13 protein-coding genes and 1 riboswitch are annotated in these 14,547 nt (G+C 42.1%); of the genes, 7 read left to right on the top strand and 6 right to left on the bottom strand.

From position 1 onward, the window contains the following. Window positions 1–44 precede the first annotated feature (44 nt). On the bottom strand, window positions 45–830 hold the full coding sequence (locus NSQ70_RS05540; RefSeq protein WP_041507472.1) for an alpha/beta fold hydrolase: 786 nt from the start codon (window positions 828–830) through the stop codon (window positions 45–47). Between the two features lie 137 nt (window positions 831–967). On the opposite strand from NSQ70_RS05540, the gene NSQ70_RS05535 reads away from it, so the two are divergent. From NSQ70_RS05535 to NSQ70_RS05525, 3 genes are all read left to right on the top strand, one after another. Further along, window positions 968–1,780: a Cof-type HAD-IIB family hydrolase gene (locus NSQ70_RS05535; RefSeq protein WP_039167379.1), complete on the top strand. Its 813-nt coding sequence runs from the start codon at window positions 968–970 to the stop codon at window positions 1,778–1,780. 88 nt (window positions 1,781–1,868) lie between these two features. Next, window positions 1,869–2,021, top strand: coding sequence for a hypothetical protein (locus NSQ70_RS05530; RefSeq protein WP_008348539.1), 153 nt, complete (start codon window positions 1,869–1,871; stop codon window positions 2,019–2,021). After that, entirely contained in the window at window positions 2,018–2,209 is a 192-nt protein-coding gene (locus NSQ70_RS05525) for a DUF3813 domain-containing protein (protein WP_008348541.1), read from the top strand. Before NSQ70_RS05530 ends, NSQ70_RS05525 begins: the two co-directional genes overlap by 4 nt. Window positions 2,210–2,249: 40 nt before the next feature. On the opposite strand, the gene NSQ70_RS05520 is transcribed toward NSQ70_RS05525, so the two are convergent. After that, the gene (locus tag NSQ70_RS05520; protein WP_254505835.1) at window positions 2,250–2,705 is read right to left on the bottom strand and encodes a BsuPI-related putative proteinase inhibitor; all 456 of its coding nucleotides are present in this window, start codon (window positions 2,703–2,705) and stop codon (window positions 2,250–2,252) included. A gap of 14 nt (window positions 2,706–2,719) precedes the next feature. Then, on the bottom strand, window positions 2,720–3,562 hold the full coding sequence (locus NSQ70_RS05515) for a YitT family protein (RefSeq protein ID WP_007499067.1): 843 nt from the start codon (window positions 3,560–3,562) through the stop codon (window positions 2,720–2,722). Between the two features lie 141 nt (window positions 3,563–3,703). Between NSQ70_RS05515 and NSQ70_RS05510 the strand changes: the two genes are divergently transcribed. Beyond that, on the top strand, window positions 3,704–4,561 hold the full coding sequence (locus NSQ70_RS05510; RefSeq protein ID WP_008348544.1) for a DegV family protein: 858 nt from the start codon (window positions 3,704–3,706) through the stop codon (window positions 4,559–4,561). A 41-nt stretch (window positions 4,562–4,602) separates the two neighbouring features. Here the strand turns inward: NSQ70_RS05510 and NSQ70_RS05505 are convergent, their stop codons facing one another. The 3 genes from NSQ70_RS05505 to NSQ70_RS05495 all read right to left on the bottom strand — a co-directional run bounded on the left by NSQ70_RS05505 (window position 4,603) and on the right by NSQ70_RS05495 (window position 8,231). After that, on the bottom strand, window positions 4,603–6,252 hold the full coding sequence (locus NSQ70_RS05505; protein WP_156060641.1) for a methyl-accepting chemotaxis protein: 1,650 nt from the start codon (window positions 6,250–6,252) through the stop codon (window positions 4,603–4,605). Next, window positions 6,249–7,226, bottom strand: coding sequence for a BMP family ABC transporter substrate-binding protein (locus tag NSQ70_RS05500; RefSeq protein WP_025207132.1), 978 nt, complete (start codon window positions 7,224–7,226; stop codon window positions 6,249–6,251). The genes NSQ70_RS05505 and NSQ70_RS05500 overlap by 4 nt, the downstream gene beginning before the upstream one ends. A 156-nt stretch (window positions 7,227–7,382) precedes the next feature. Continuing rightward, window positions 7,383–8,231 (bottom strand): S1 RNA-binding domain-containing protein, encoded by an 849-nt coding sequence (locus NSQ70_RS05495; RefSeq protein ID WP_017360190.1) that lies wholly within the window; start codon window positions 8,229–8,231, stop codon window positions 7,383–7,385. A 226-nt stretch (window positions 8,232–8,457) separates the two neighbouring features. Here NSQ70_RS05495 and NSQ70_RS05490 point away from each other — a divergent pair, with 226 nt between their 5' ends. The 3 genes from NSQ70_RS05490 (at window position 8,458) to metH (ending at window position 14,481) form a co-directional block, all read left to right on the top strand. Further along, window positions 8,458–8,949: a YajQ family cyclic di-GMP-binding protein gene (locus tag NSQ70_RS05490; protein ID WP_024720044.1), complete on the top strand. Its 492-nt coding sequence runs from the start codon at window positions 8,458–8,460 to the stop codon at window positions 8,947–8,949. Window positions 8,950–9,030: 81 nt separating this feature from the next. After that, window positions 9,031–9,149: riboswitch (SAM riboswitch) on the top strand. Window positions 9,150–9,227: 78 nt separating this feature from the next. Further along, window positions 9,228–11,069: a bifunctional homocysteine S-methyltransferase/methylenetetrahydrofolate reductase gene (locus NSQ70_RS05485; protein WP_096881227.1), complete on the top strand. Its 1,842-nt coding sequence runs from the start codon at window positions 9,228–9,230 to the stop codon at window positions 11,067–11,069. After that, on the top strand, window positions 11,053–14,481 hold the full coding sequence (gene metH / locus NSQ70_RS05480; protein ID WP_342502502.1) for a methionine synthase: 3,429 nt from the start codon (window positions 11,053–11,055) through the stop codon (window positions 14,479–14,481). The genes NSQ70_RS05485 and metH overlap by 17 nt, the downstream gene beginning before the upstream one ends. Window positions 14,482–14,547: the final 66 nt, after the last annotated feature.

Here is a 14,547-nt window from a genome sequence, read left to right as displayed (position 1 = left end):
TATCCACTCCTTTTTCAACTAGTATAACGTACTTTTCCTTTTGGCTAAACGTTTGTGCTTTTCAGGTGTGTCACAAACCAGTCAATGGTTTCAAACATTGCTTGTCTTGAGACCTTATGGCCAGCCTGTCCATCTGTGATAAAACGAATCAGGTGCGGATCTTCTTTATATTGGGTTTCTGCTAACTCGTCATAAAGAGCTTTTGCATGTCTGTAAGGGACAACTGGATCGTTTTCTGCATGCCAGAATAACAGCGGTCTTTTGTTTAATCGATCTGTTTGCAGCGTTAAATCATAAGGGCGCAGCGCGTCTAATTGCTGATGAACCTCTTCATCTGTAATCTCTTTCATCAACCCTTTGTGCCGCATGTCCATAATTTGTGCTTGTAGGAATGTCGTATATTTCGGACTGCCCATCAAGCTGACTGCCGCTTTAATCCAATCATGTTTTGCGAGTGCACCAAAGGTCGTGATGCCTCCCATGGAAGTACCTGCAACACCTATTAGATCGGCTTCAATCAATTGTTTTTCTTGAAAATATGTTTTTAAGATATCGATTTCACGTATTTCGTTCAGGACGATTTCCCAAAACTTTGATGCCAGTTCCTCTAAGCTGAGGTTTTCTGATCTTACACCATGATAAGCACAGTCAGGCAAAATGACTCTCATGCCTTTTTCCGCCAAATGAAAGGCGAAGTGTAAGTTGTGCTCGCGTGCACTTGTAAATCCATGAATAAAAAATACAAGCGGCATCGGTTTATCTTTATTTTCAGCTTTTACGATATGTAAAAATGGAATATCGTGCGTCATTTGCTCATCAATGGTGATCACAGCCTATGAATCCTCCTTTATCATTCCCGTCTTTGTTTATTTTAACATGTAGACAACGAAGATGTGATAAAGATACACTATAGGTGGAGGCACCCGCACCAGCTGCCTCCTATTACTTACAGATCAAAGGAGATTTTATGGAGACTAAACCTTATCTAATCGCACTTGACCTGGATGGCACGTTATTAAAAGACGATAAAACGATTTCTGCACACACACTTGATGTCATTCAAAAAGTGAAAGACAGCGGGCATCATGTCTGTATTTCAACTGGCCGGCCATTTCGTTCCAGCTCTCCTTATTATCAGCAATTGCAGCTCGATTCACCGATTGTGAACTTTAATGGAGCGTTTGTCCATCATCCTCTTGATGAAAAATGGGGCAGATTTCACACATCACTTGATCTTCAAGTCGTGAAACAGCTTGTGGATATTAGTGAGGAATATAAAGTGCACAATGTGTTAGCTGAAGTGCTAGACGATTTGTATTTCCATTATCATGATGAAAAGCTCATTGATATATTTAATATGAATGCAAACAAAGTGACCGTTGGAGACCTTCGGGACAATCTTGGAGAGAATGTCACAAGCGTCTTAATTCACGCAAAAGAAGAAGACGTCGGAGCGATCCGGAGCTATTTGACAGATGTTCATGCAGAAGTGATTGACCACAGACGCTGGGCTGCTCCGTGGCACGTCATTGAAATCATTAAAACAGGTATGAATAAAGCCGTTGGGCTGCAAAAAATTAGTGATTATTACGGTGTGCCTCAGGAGCGGATTGTGGCATTCGGAGATGAAGACAATGATTTAGAGATGCTTGAATTTGCTGGATGCGGGGTTGCAATGGGCAACGGGATTGATGCAGTGAAACGCGTCTCTAATGAAGTGACAGATACGAATGAACAAGATGGGATTGCAAAATTCCTAACGAATTACTTCTCGCTTTAATTTTTCCATTCATACATAGCAGGTCGAAGCGGGCATACTACCGTTAGACAGGTTGTCCTGTCAGCTTGTGTAAAGGGGCGGATTCCGAATGGGTAAAAGAAGCAAATCGAAACGCTTTATACAACAAGGTAAAGATTCAGTCAGTCTACATGACGCACGTTTTCCGTATCGTTCCACACTTGAAGAAGCTGCGGAGGACAGGGGAAATATGAAGACTGATGCTTCTGGAGGTTCATTGTGAGAAACGAACTTTTTGATCAAGCCAAATCATTTACTGAAGAAGCCCTTACTTCTTCATTTCCATCTGGTTTAGAGCGTCAACAAGCAGTCCAGCGAGCTAAAAACGCCGTATCATCTGCATTTGCTAATTCGACAGATGCAGAAAGAAACCAGCTGCATACGTTCCAAGACCTGCTTGATGATCTTTAACGAAAAAAGCTGTCCGCTTTGTGGACAGCTTTTCTTATGCTTATTTCACTTGGAACGTTTTCTTCTCAGTGATTTGCTTTAGCCCTTCTGCTTTTCCTTTAAATGTGACGACCGCTTCATACGTTCCCGGCTCCACACCGTTTGACCACGTATCTTGGAAGTCATATGTTTCATCTGCTTTCAGCACAAAGGATTGGATGGCTTGTGTGAACATACGGTCTTTCGAGTAACGGTATTTTTCATCTCCGTCTTCATCGTACACACTCAATTCGAATTTTTGGCTTGTGTTAAACGTGAATTCAATATCTCGATCTGATTCATTTTTTAGTGACATATGAAATTGAACCGAAGAACCTTTTTGGACGGGGTCTACTGTGAGTACAACGGTTTTTTCTCCCATTTGACCGGATACCTCCTTGTCTGGTTCATCCTTTTTTTGTTGTCCACAAGCTGTTAAAACCAATAGAACGAGAAAAAGCACTAACCCTTTTTTCATCTTCTACCCACCTTTTAATCTCGTCTGAAAAATCCAAGAATATTGGTTGTTTGAACAATATTTGTAAAGGCTTTTGGATCAACTTCCTTTATAATTTGTTCAAGTTCATACAGCTCATACCTTGTAATGACAATGACCATCATTTCTTTTTGTTCATTGGTAAATGCCCCTTTTGCCGGAACAGTCGTAATCCCTCTGACCATTTTTCCATAAATGGCTTCTTTGATTTCATCTGCTTTCTTTGTCACAATCATGGCGGTCAGCTTTTCATGTCTCGTATGGATGGCATCAATTACTCTAGTCGTCACATATAATGTGACAAGGGTATATAAAGCTTTCTCCCAACCTTGTAACAATCCTGCTGTAAAAATGATAATTCCGTTTAAAATGAAGAAATACGTGCCCACTGGTTTGTCTTTCCATTTCGCTAAAATCATCGCAATAATGTCAAGGCCGCCTGTAGATGCCCCATATTTCAGTGTAATCCCAATGCCAAGTGCAGAAATGACTCCGCCAAATACAGCATTTAATAAAATATCTTCAGAAACACTTGTCTCTGGTAAAATGCCGAGGAAAATCGTTGTCAGTGCCACACTAATAATGCTATACAAAGTAAAGGAACGACCAACCTTCATCCAGCCTAAAATGCCGACCGGAATGTTTAAAATAAATAATAGGATCCCTGTTGATAAATAAAACGGTGCATATTGATCGATTAAACTAGATAACAGCTGGGCAACCCCTGTAAAACCACTTGCATATACGTCAGCAGGGATTAAAAATAAATTCAGCCCAATCGCATTAAGTAAGGCACCAATGACGACGACGATGAATTTTTTTGCTTCTCCAATGAACATGTTGTCATTCCTCCACTTACCATTCTCTCTATGGTTTTCCCTAAAATTTAGAATTTGAACACGAAAAAATGATTTTCTATGATATAGTTAGGCTAAAAAGATGTAAAATATGGTTGATTTTTTTAGAAAGAAGGGATTTTGATGACTGTTCATATCATAGCAGACAGTGCTGCTGATCTGCCTCTTTCTTATTATGATGAACAAAACATGACACTCATTCCGCTGCGTGTGTTACTCGGCGAGCAGGAATTTGAGGATTTGATCACCATTGAACCAAAACAAGTATTTGATGCGATGAGACAAGGTGCAAGTCCAAAAACATCACAAGCTTCACCGAACCGGATCAAAGAAGCCTTTGTTTCTGCGGCCCAAACCCATACATCGGCTATTTATGTTGCCTTTTCATCAGAGCTTTCAGGGACATACCAAACCGCTGTGATGATGGCAAACGAAGTGAAGGAAGAATACCCTGATTTCGATTTACGAATCATTGATTCTAAATGTGCTTCACTTGGTTATGGACTAGCTGTCAAACACGCTCAATCACTTGCCATTGACGGAAATACAATACAAGAAATTGAAACGTCTGTAAAGCATTTTTGTGAATCTTTACAACATATTTTTACTGTAGACGATTTATCGTATTTAGCAAGAGGCGGAAGAATCAGTAAAGCGTCCGCATTTGTTGGCGGATTGTTAAGTATTAAACCCATTTTACACGTTGAGGATGGAAAACTGATACCCCTTGAAAAAATTCGTGGCCGCAAAAAATTATTGAAACGCATTATCGAGCTGATGAAAGAACGCGGATCTGACTGGTCTAGTCAAACTGTTGGCATTAGTCATGGAGATGACCCTGCACTTGCAGAAGAAATGAGACAATTAATCGAAGCGGAATTTCACCCAAAAGAAATCGACATCCAGGTCATCGGAGCGGCTGTTGGGTCCCACTCAGGCCCTAGCACACTTGCCATCTTCTTTACAGGCAGCCCATCATAAAAAGCACCCTTCCCTGAAACATCACGGGAAGGGTGCTTTTCTTATGATAGTTTAAATCGGTGAACAGTTTCGTTTAACCTTGCTGTCATACTCATCAGTTCTTCTACTTGTTTGTTCATTTGATGGAAAGATTGCAGCTGTTCGTTTGCCGAGGCAGAAATTTCTTCGCTGCCCGCTGCCGTTTCTTCTACAACGGCACTAATATTTTCAATCGAGTGCAGCACTTGTCCGCCAAGCTCTGTTGATTGAATAATTTGGTCATTTAAGACCGCCATTTCTTGCTTAATATGTTGTGCTTTTGTTTCTATATCTTCAAAGGAGTGTGAGGTTTTGTCCATTGCATCTTGCTGCTGAAGTGATAGCTTGACCCCTTCTTGTACAGTTTGGCTAATGGATTGAATGCCTTTTTCAATATGACTTACCATGTCAAAAATTTGTCTTGTTGCACGAGACGATTCATCTGCCAGCTTACGAATTTCGTCCGCTACGACGGCAAACCCTTTGCCAGCTTCTCCTGCTCTTGCCGCTTCAATCGCCGCATTGAGTGAGAGGAGGTTTGTCTGGTCCGCAATATCAGAAACCGTTTTGGCCATTGCGGAGATTCCGCTTGCGTACTGAGTGAATTCTCCTGCTGACTCTTCAATTTGTCTCGTCGCACGTGTATTTTTTTCAATGGCTGCTTTTGTTTCTGTTAACGTGTGCTTTCCGCTATCCACCGCTTCAATGGCATCCTCTGTACTACGGATGACTGTATGTGATCTTTCGGAATTCTTACGGCCATGTGAATCCATTTTCTCAATCAAACTAACGCCATGCTGAAGGTCTTCTGAAATCGCTTGTGAACCATTCGCCATTTCGTCTGTCGATACAGACACTTGATTGGCTGATTCCATAAGCTTTTTGTTTTCATCATCTAGCTGAATCGAGAATGATTCCACTTGACTTGAGACATGACTGATTTCTTGAATCAAGCTAATCAGCTGATCCGTCATTTGATTGAACGACTCATTTAATCCGCCGATTTCATCTTTACGCTTGATGTTCATCCGCTCCACAGCGAGGTTTCCTTCGGCAATCTGTTTTGCCCGGTAAGAAAGGGATTTGATTGGCGTCACAATGGATCTCGTTAAACCAATATTTAAAAAGACGGCGATGACAATCAGCGTGAGGGCTGCGACAGATGCGCTTGTGATGATCCTTTGCACATTGTCTGCCGCCTCCTCTAAATGGTATTCATACGCTTCTTGTGCTCTTTTATTCATCGTATGCACGTCGTTTAAAACACCGTCAATTCTGGCAGCTACTCGTCTGGCATCAGAGGCATTTTTTTCACCAATGGCATTGTTTGCTTCTTGCGTCCATGTGTCAAACTTTGAATTTAACCGTGTTAGGGCTTCTTTGTTCATATTTCCTGCGTTTTTGTTTAACGTTTGCAGCTGTTTTTTCGCTGTCGATATATCGCTTTGAACGACCTCTAGCTGTTCATCTGAAAGGGTCATGGAATAATTGGTCATGGCTTGTTCGACACTTTCAAAGCTGGCCTTCGTTTTTTGTACGTTCAGTAAGGTTTGAACTTCTGTTTCGCTTGATGACTGAATCTTTGTCATGCTCACAATAATAAAGGCAATTACGCCAACCGCTAAAAGAAGTGAAATGAGTGAGTTGAGCAAAATTTTGATGCGTAAGCTCATGATGCTGCCCCCTCTTCTTTCAGAAGTGTCTGCTTCAGTCCATTTAATTTTTTGGTCAATTTCTCAGCATCTTTGAGCACCCGGATTCTTGCCATATCGATTCCGTCATTACTTAAGTCATAAACGATATGCCCGCTTTTGATTTTGCTGCTTTTGACGAGCTGTTCGCTGAATTGATAGACGACTTCATCTACTTTTTTGACCATAGACGAAATAACGGCTTTTTCAGCTGTATAATACTGATCGCTGTCCACGCCGATTGCATATTTGCCTTGCGTTTGCGCTTCTTTTAATACACCAACACCCGTATAACCGGCTGCGGCATATAAAACATCTGCTTTCTTTTTGATCATGTCTTTCGCTATTTTACTGCCTTTGCCTGCATCACTAAATGTGCCAGCATACGTGGATACGACCTTGATTTTCGGATTCACAGATTTTGCGCCTTTTTGATAGCCTTGTTCAAATCGGTGGATCACCTCTGCATCGACTCCGCCAACAAAACCAATAACATCACTTTTTGTTGTCATGGCAGCAAGTGCTCCCGCTAAATAGCTGCCCTGCTCTTCTTTAAAAGTCACTGATGTGACATTTTTCAGTTCAGACACAGCATCAATGAGTAAAAATTGCTTTTTCGGATATTTTTTCGCTACCTTTTCTAAGTCTTCTTGCATACTGAAACCTACACCGATGATCAGGTCATTTCCATCTTTCACAAGCTCGGTCAGCCCTTTTTCATATGTATCGGTTTCTGCAATTTCTCTATAATCGAATTCAATGCCAAGCTCATCACGTGCTTTTTCTAATCCTTTAAATGATGAATCGTTAAATGATTGATCACCAAGACCATCATCCGTCAGCATGACACCAATATGCTTCGCATTTGATATCGGTGGTCCTCCCTGCTGATTGCTGCATGAGGCGAGTACCATGATCATCGCTGCCATCAGAAGTAATGAAATCTTCACTTTCATCCAAAAACACACTCCTTTTATCATCCTACCCCTTATTTATCGGATTTGAGAGTCATTGTTTCAATGATAAAGTGAAGGATTTTCAGCTTTTTTCATGACTTTTTTCACTGAAAAAAACCATTATTTATGACAAAAATAAAAAAAGTGAGCAAATGCTCACTTTTTCTCGTATGTCCATCCTTCTTTTTGGTAAACAAGATCATTTTTCATTAGATGACCTAATGCTCGTTTGAAGGCTGCTTTGCTCATTTGAAATCTTTCCCGGATATCTTCTGGATCACTTTTATCCCCGTAAGGCATTGCACCGTTTCTCGTTCTCATATAAGTTAAAATTTCTTCTGCATCGACAGATAATGCATCCTGTTTTCTAGGAAGCAGAGAAACGTTCACGGTTCCGTCCTCTTTCACTGCAATGACGCGTCCTGTCACGGTCGATCCTAATCTAGGCTCTTCCTTTCGTTCCGTGCGGTGGATAAACCCACGCACGCCTGTATCTGTCAGCATAAAAGAACCTGTCGCAATTAAGCGATAGATTGTTCCCGTAATTTCTTTGTTCATTAACGTTTCTGGCGCCTCAGTAAATAATTCACTGATCACATCTTCAGTGGCTGGTTTTGCGAACATTCTCCCGTAACTTGTCACTTTGAGCATACAGTATAGTTTGTCGCCTTTTTTCGGCCACGCTTCCTCAAAAGGCGGGAGGTGTTCAGTTGCAACAAGTGCATCCTTTGACAAACCTATATCGACAAAAGCACCCATATCTTCTACAACGTCTACGACTTCTACCCAGTCGTATGTATGTGCATTGATTTTAGGAATTTTCATCGTCGCTGCCAGTCTTTCCTCATGATCTACATATAAGTAGACCTCTACTTCATCACGATCTCCAATATCCTCTGTCATCTCACTGCGATGTAGGAGAACAGAATCTTCGCCATCTGTTAAAAAGTAGCCGTATTCCATCTCATTATCTATTTGCAAGGTCAGTTGCTCACCTGGTCTCATGTTCTCTTCCTTCCTATCTGCCCTTAAAAGAGCGTTCGTTCATCTTTTGATTCACTTTATTCTACTATACTTCTGTCATCATGAACATCTCTAGTTCTGTTAGCTAAAGTGGACAAACTGTACTTGAATTATACCGCATGCATCTGAACTCGCTTCGATAAAGTTTCTTCTTCCCCTATGGGCATGATAAAATAGACGCAATATCTATAGTTGGAGGTCATATGTGATGGCAAAAGAAAGTTCATTTGATATTGTATCGAAGGTGGAGCTGCCAGAAGTGCAAAACGCCATTCAAGCAGCACTGAAAGAAATTAAAAACCGTTATGATTTTAAAGGAAGTAAAAGTGATATTTCACTAGAAAAAGAAGAACTCGTTCTCATTTCTGATGATGACTTCAAGCTGGAGCAGCTAAAGGATGTCCTTGTGACAAAACTGATTAAACGAAACGTACCGACTAAAAACATTGACTATGGAAAAACAGAACATGCCCTAGGTGGAACCGTTCGCCAGCGTGCAAAGCTGATTAGCGGGATTGATAAGGACAATGCCAAAAAGATCAATGCCTTGATCAAACAATCTGGTTTAAAAGTAAAGTCGCAATTTCAGGATGACCAAGTGCGTGTGACAGGAAAAAATAAAGATGATTTACAAGAAGTGATGGCGCTCATGCGCAAGGCAGATTTACCGATTGACGTCCAATTTATAAATTTTCGATAAATTTCAAATTTTCCATTGATTATTTCCGATTTTTTCGATACAGTTGATGGAAGTTCAATTCATTGACATGTTCATATCGCTTTCTTATCAAGAGAGGCAGAGGGACTGGCCCTGTGAAGCCTCAGCAACCGGTGTAGTAGAAATCTATTTTCTATGACCAAGGTGCTAAATCCAGCAAGCAACTGCTTGGAAGATAAGGAGAAGAATTTCAATACAGCCAAAAAGTCTTCTTCTTATCAGAAGGCTTTTTTTGTTACATAGAAATAAGGAGGAAACCAATGGGCCTATTACAAGACTTACAAAATCGCGTACTGATTGCTGATGGAGCAATGGGAACACTTTTATACTCTTATGGCATTGACCGCTGCTTTGAAGAATTAAATTTATCGAAAGAAGATGAAGTCAAAAGAGTGCACGAAGCATATGTGCAAGCTGGAGCGGACATTATTCAAACGAACACATACGGTGCGAATTATATTAAACTATCCCGCTACGGTTTAGAGGAAGAAACAAAACGCATTAACACAAAAGCTGTACAAATTGCCAAAGCAGCCGCTGGCTCAGCTTATGTCCTCGGAACGATCGGCGGCATTCGAACATTTAACAAAAATGCCTACTCTTTAGACGAGATTAAACGGAGCTTTAGAGAACAGCTCTATATCCTTTTAAATGAAGAGCCTGATGGGTTACTGCTTGAAACGTATTATGATATTGAAGAAGCAAAAGCCGTTCTTGAGATTGCTCGCAAAGAAACAGCGCTTCCGATTGTCATGAACGTCTCCATGCATGAGCAAGGTGTATTACAGGACGGTACACCGCTAAAAGACGGTTTATCTGAATTATCCTCACTTGGCGCTGATGTCGTCGGCATTAACTGCCGATTAGGCCCTTATCATATGATTCAGGCACTTGAAGGCGTTCCACTTTTGCAAAATTCGCATTTATCTGTCTATCCAAACAGCAGTCTCCCCTCCCTTGAAGAAGGCAGACTCGTCTATGATACAGATAATGATTATTTCCGAAAAAGTGCACTTGAGTTTAGAAATCAGGGCGCACGAATCATTGGAGGCTGCTGCGGAACAACCCCTCAGCATATAAGCGCCATGGCTGAGGCGGTCAAAGATTTAGCACCTATCACCGAAAAAGAAGTGAAAGTATTAAAAGAAGAAATCATTTCCATCCAAGATCAACGGACAGAACCAGGTCTTGACGAGCTTGCTGTGAAAAAACGTTCGATTATCGTCGAGCTGGACCCGCCGAAGAAGCTGAACTTTGAAAAATTCCTTATCGCAGCGAACGAATTAAAAAGTGCAGGCATTGATGCCCTCACACTGGCCGATAACTCTCTAGCTACCCCGCGTATTAGCAATGTAGCATGCGGCGCTTTATTAAAACAGCAGCTTGATATGCGTTCACTTGTCCATATCACATGTCGTGATCGCAATTTGATTGGACTCCAATCCCACTTAATGGGACTGGACACGCTTGGACTAACCGATATTTTAGCCATCACAGGCGATCCGTCTAAAATTGGAGACTTCCCAGGTGCGACATCTGTGTATGATTTAACCTCCTTTGATTTGATCCGTCTGATCAAACAATTTAACGAGGGACTATCTTTCTCTGGGAAGCCGCTCGGGAAAAAGACCAATTTTTCAGTGGCTGGCGCGTTTAATCCAAATGTCCGTCATATTGATAAAGCGGTCAAACGCCTCGAGAAGAAAATCGAATACGGTGCCGATTACTTTATCTCACAGCCTGTTTATTCTGAAGAACAGCTTGTGAAGATTCATGAAGAAAGCCGACATTTGGATAAACCGATTTACATCGGTATTATGCCGCTAACAAGCAGCCGAAATGCTGAGTTTATTCATCATGAAATTCCCGGCATTAAATTGTCTGACTCGATTCGTGAGATTATGGCCAAGGCAGGCGAAGATAAAGAAAAGCAGCGGACAGAAGGGTTAGCGATTGCCCGTTCTTTATTAGATACAGCCTGCGAATTGTTTAATGGTATCTATTTAATTACCCCTTTCCTTCGATCAGATTTAACAGCAGAACTGACAACTTACATCCATCAGAAAGAAAAGGAGCCAAACATCCATGCCAACTATCACTGAACAGCTCAAAAAACGCATCCTCGTCCTTGACGGTGCAATGGGCACAATGATTCAAAACGCCGATCTCACAGCAGAGGATTTCGGCGGAGAAGAGTATGAGGGCTGTAACGAATATTTGAACGTCACAGCCCCTCATATTATCTCCACGATTCACCGGCAATATCTTGAAGCAAGTGCAGATTTAATCGAAACAAATACATTCGGCGCGACGAAGCTCGTTCTCGATGAATATGGACTTGGCCATCTCGCCTATGAATTGAACGTAAAAGCAGCTCAGCTGGCAAAGCGTGAAGCAGACCGTTTGTCAACACCAGACTGGCCCCGCTTTGTTGTAGGCGCAATGGGGCCCACTACAAAAACATTATCCGTGACAGGCGGCACAACGTTTGAAGAGCTCGTTGCAAATTATGAAGAACAAGCCCGCGCCCTGATTGATGGAAAATGTGATGCTCTTCTTTTAGAAACAAGTCAAGACATGCTGAATGTCAAAGCTGGATTTAAAGGCATTCAAGAAGCCTTTCACGCGACCGGTATTGAGCTACCACTGATGGTGTCAGGGACGATTGAACCAATGGGCACCACCCTTGCCGGTCAAGATATTGAAGCCTTTTATATCTCACTTGAGCATATGAAACCAATCAGCGTCGGACTAAACTGTGCAACTGGTCCAGAATTTATGACAGACCATATCCGTACACTCTCCTCCATCTCAAAGTCGGCTGTCAGCTGCTATCCAAACGCTGGTCTCCCTGATGAAGAAGGGCAATATCACGAATCCCCTACTTCGCTTGCTAAAAAAATTGCCGCTTTTGCAAAAGAAGGCTGGTTAAATATCGTCGGCGGCTGCTGCGGTACAACGCCTGCACATATTCAGGCATTGTCAGATGAAGTACGTTCGCTTCAGCCCCGCAGCATGACGCATGAGTCATCACCGCATACCGTATCAGGCATCGAGCCCCTCATTTATGAAGAAGCGATGCGCCCCCTCTTTGTTGGTGAGCGCACAAATGTCATTGGTTCACGCAAATTCAAACGGCTCATCGCAGAACAAAAGTTTGAAGAGGCGGCAGAAATTGCCCGCGCTCAAGTGAAAAATGGCGCTCACGTCATTGATGTGTGTCTAGCAGACCCTGATCGTGATGAGATAGCAGACATGGAAGGCTTTTTAAAAGAAGCCATGAAAAAAGTGAAAGCTCCTTTTGTCATTGATTCAACCGATAAACATGTCATCGAAAAAGCACTCATGTATTCTCAAGGAAAAGCCATTATCAATTCTATTAATTTAGAGGATGGAGAAGAGCGCTTTGAAGAGATTCTTCCGCTTGTCAAGCTATATGGCGGCGCACTTGTTGTGGGAACAATCGATGAAACAGGGATGGCCGTCACAGCAGATCGAAAACTTGAGATTGCCGTAAGATCGCATGACCTGCTCACGAAAAAATATGGAATCCCTGCGAGTGATATCATTTTTGACCCGCTTGTCTTTCCAGTAGGTACTGGAGACGAACAGTATATTGGTGCTGCTGAAGAGACGATTAAAGGCATTGAGCGAATCAAAGCAGCACTGCCTGAATGTCTCACCATTTTAGGCATTAGTAACGTGTCTTTCGGACTCCCGCCAGTTGGCAGAGAAATATTGAATGCCGTTTATTTGTATCACTGCGTAAAAGCAGGGCTTGATTATGCGATCGTGAATACTGAAAAGCTTGAACGCTTCGCTTCAATTCCAAAGGAAGAAATCAAGCTGGCTGAAACTTTACTTTATGAAACAAATGATCAAACCCTTGCTGAGTTCACCCAATTTTATCGCGGGAAAAAGAAAACAGAGAAGAAACCAAAGATCTCCTTATCACTTGATGAAAGGCTGGCACTCTATGTCGTCGAAGGGACGAAAGAAGGCCTGATTGATGATTTGGCCCTTGCTTTGGAGAAATTTGAATCACCTCTTCATGTCATCAATGGACCATTAATGCAGGGAATGTCAGAGGTTGGGCGCCTTTTTAATCAAAACGAATTGATTGTAGCTGAAGTCCTCCAATCCGCTGAGGTCATGAAAGCATCTGTTTCATACCTTGAGCAATTTATGGAGAAAAAGGACGCAAGCGGCAAAGGGAAGATTCTCCTCGCCACCGTCAAAGGCGATGTCCATGATATAGGGAAAAACCTGGTCGACATCATTTTGAGCAATAATGGCTTTCACGTCGTCGATCTCGGAATCAAAGTAACCCCACAAACATTGATTGAAGCGGTGCAAAAAGAAAAGCCAGATATGATTGGATTATCAGGTTTACTTGTCAAATCAGCACAGCAAATGGTCTTGACCGCTCAAGATTTACAAAAAGCAAACATTTCTGTTCCCATTTTGGTGGGCGGCGCGGCGCTTTCACGGAAGTTTACGAAGATGAAAATTTCGCCTCAATATGATGGCCCCGTCCTTTACGCCAAAGATGCAATGGACGGCCTGTCTTTAGCGAATGAATTAAGAGCGAACCCTCTTCAATTTCAAACAAAACCCTTAGAAGATCAAGAAACGCTCCATAAGGAAAAAGAAACAACGCAGCCAAAAGCCGTGATTGAATTACTAGAAAAACGCGCGACACTTCCGGAGGCAGCGATTTTCACGCCAGAAAATACGAAACGCCATTATGTACGGGATATTGATTTGCACCACATAATGCCCTATGTCAATGAGCAAATGCTGATCGGCCATCATCTCGGCTTAAAAGGAAAGGTCAAAAAGCTCTTGGCTGAACAGCATCCAAAAGCATTGGAATTAAAACAGCTGATCACAGATCTTCTTCAAGAAGGCAGAGAGAAAAACTGGTTTGCACCTGCATTCGTCTATCAATTCTTCCCTGCCAGTTCAAATGGGAATGACCTGCATATCTATGATCCAGAAGCGCCTAACCGCGTCATTGAGACATTCCAATTTCCAAGACAGGAAAAACTTCCGTACCGGTCTATTTCTGATTATGTGCGGAAAAGCGGAGAGAACGTGAAAGATTATATCGCCTTATTTGCAGTGACGGCTGGCGCCCGCATACGAGAGGTTGCGCAGCAATTTAAACAAGAGGGTGACTATTTGAAAATGCATGCGGTCCAAGCTTTAGCACTTGAGCTTGCAGAAGGATTGGCTGAAAGAACGCATCAAGTAATTCGTGATAAATGGGGATTCCCAGACCCAGTCGATTTCACGATGGAGAAACGGTTCCAAGCCAAATATCAAGGTCAGCGCTATTCCTTTGGCTATCCAGCGTGCCCTAATCTAGAAGACCAAGAAAAACTATTCCATCTGCTGCAGCCAGAAAAAATCGGGATTCATCTCACAGAAGGGTTTATGATGGAGCCCGAAGCATCCGTTTCAGCCATTGTCGTTTCTCATCCTGAAGCTCGATATTTTAACGTTCACTAAAAAAACCTCCTGAATTGGAGGTTCTTTTTATAAATAAAAATGGAATAAATATGAAATATTACATTT

The organism is Bacillus sp. FSL R5-0397 (assembly GCF_038593395.1).
Classification (GTDB): domain Bacteria; phylum Bacillota; class Bacilli; order Bacillales; family Bacillaceae; genus Bacillus; species Bacillus altitudinis.
The sequence above is the reverse complement of the archived record's forward strand: the minus strand, read 5'-3'. Positions and strand labels throughout refer to the sequence as shown.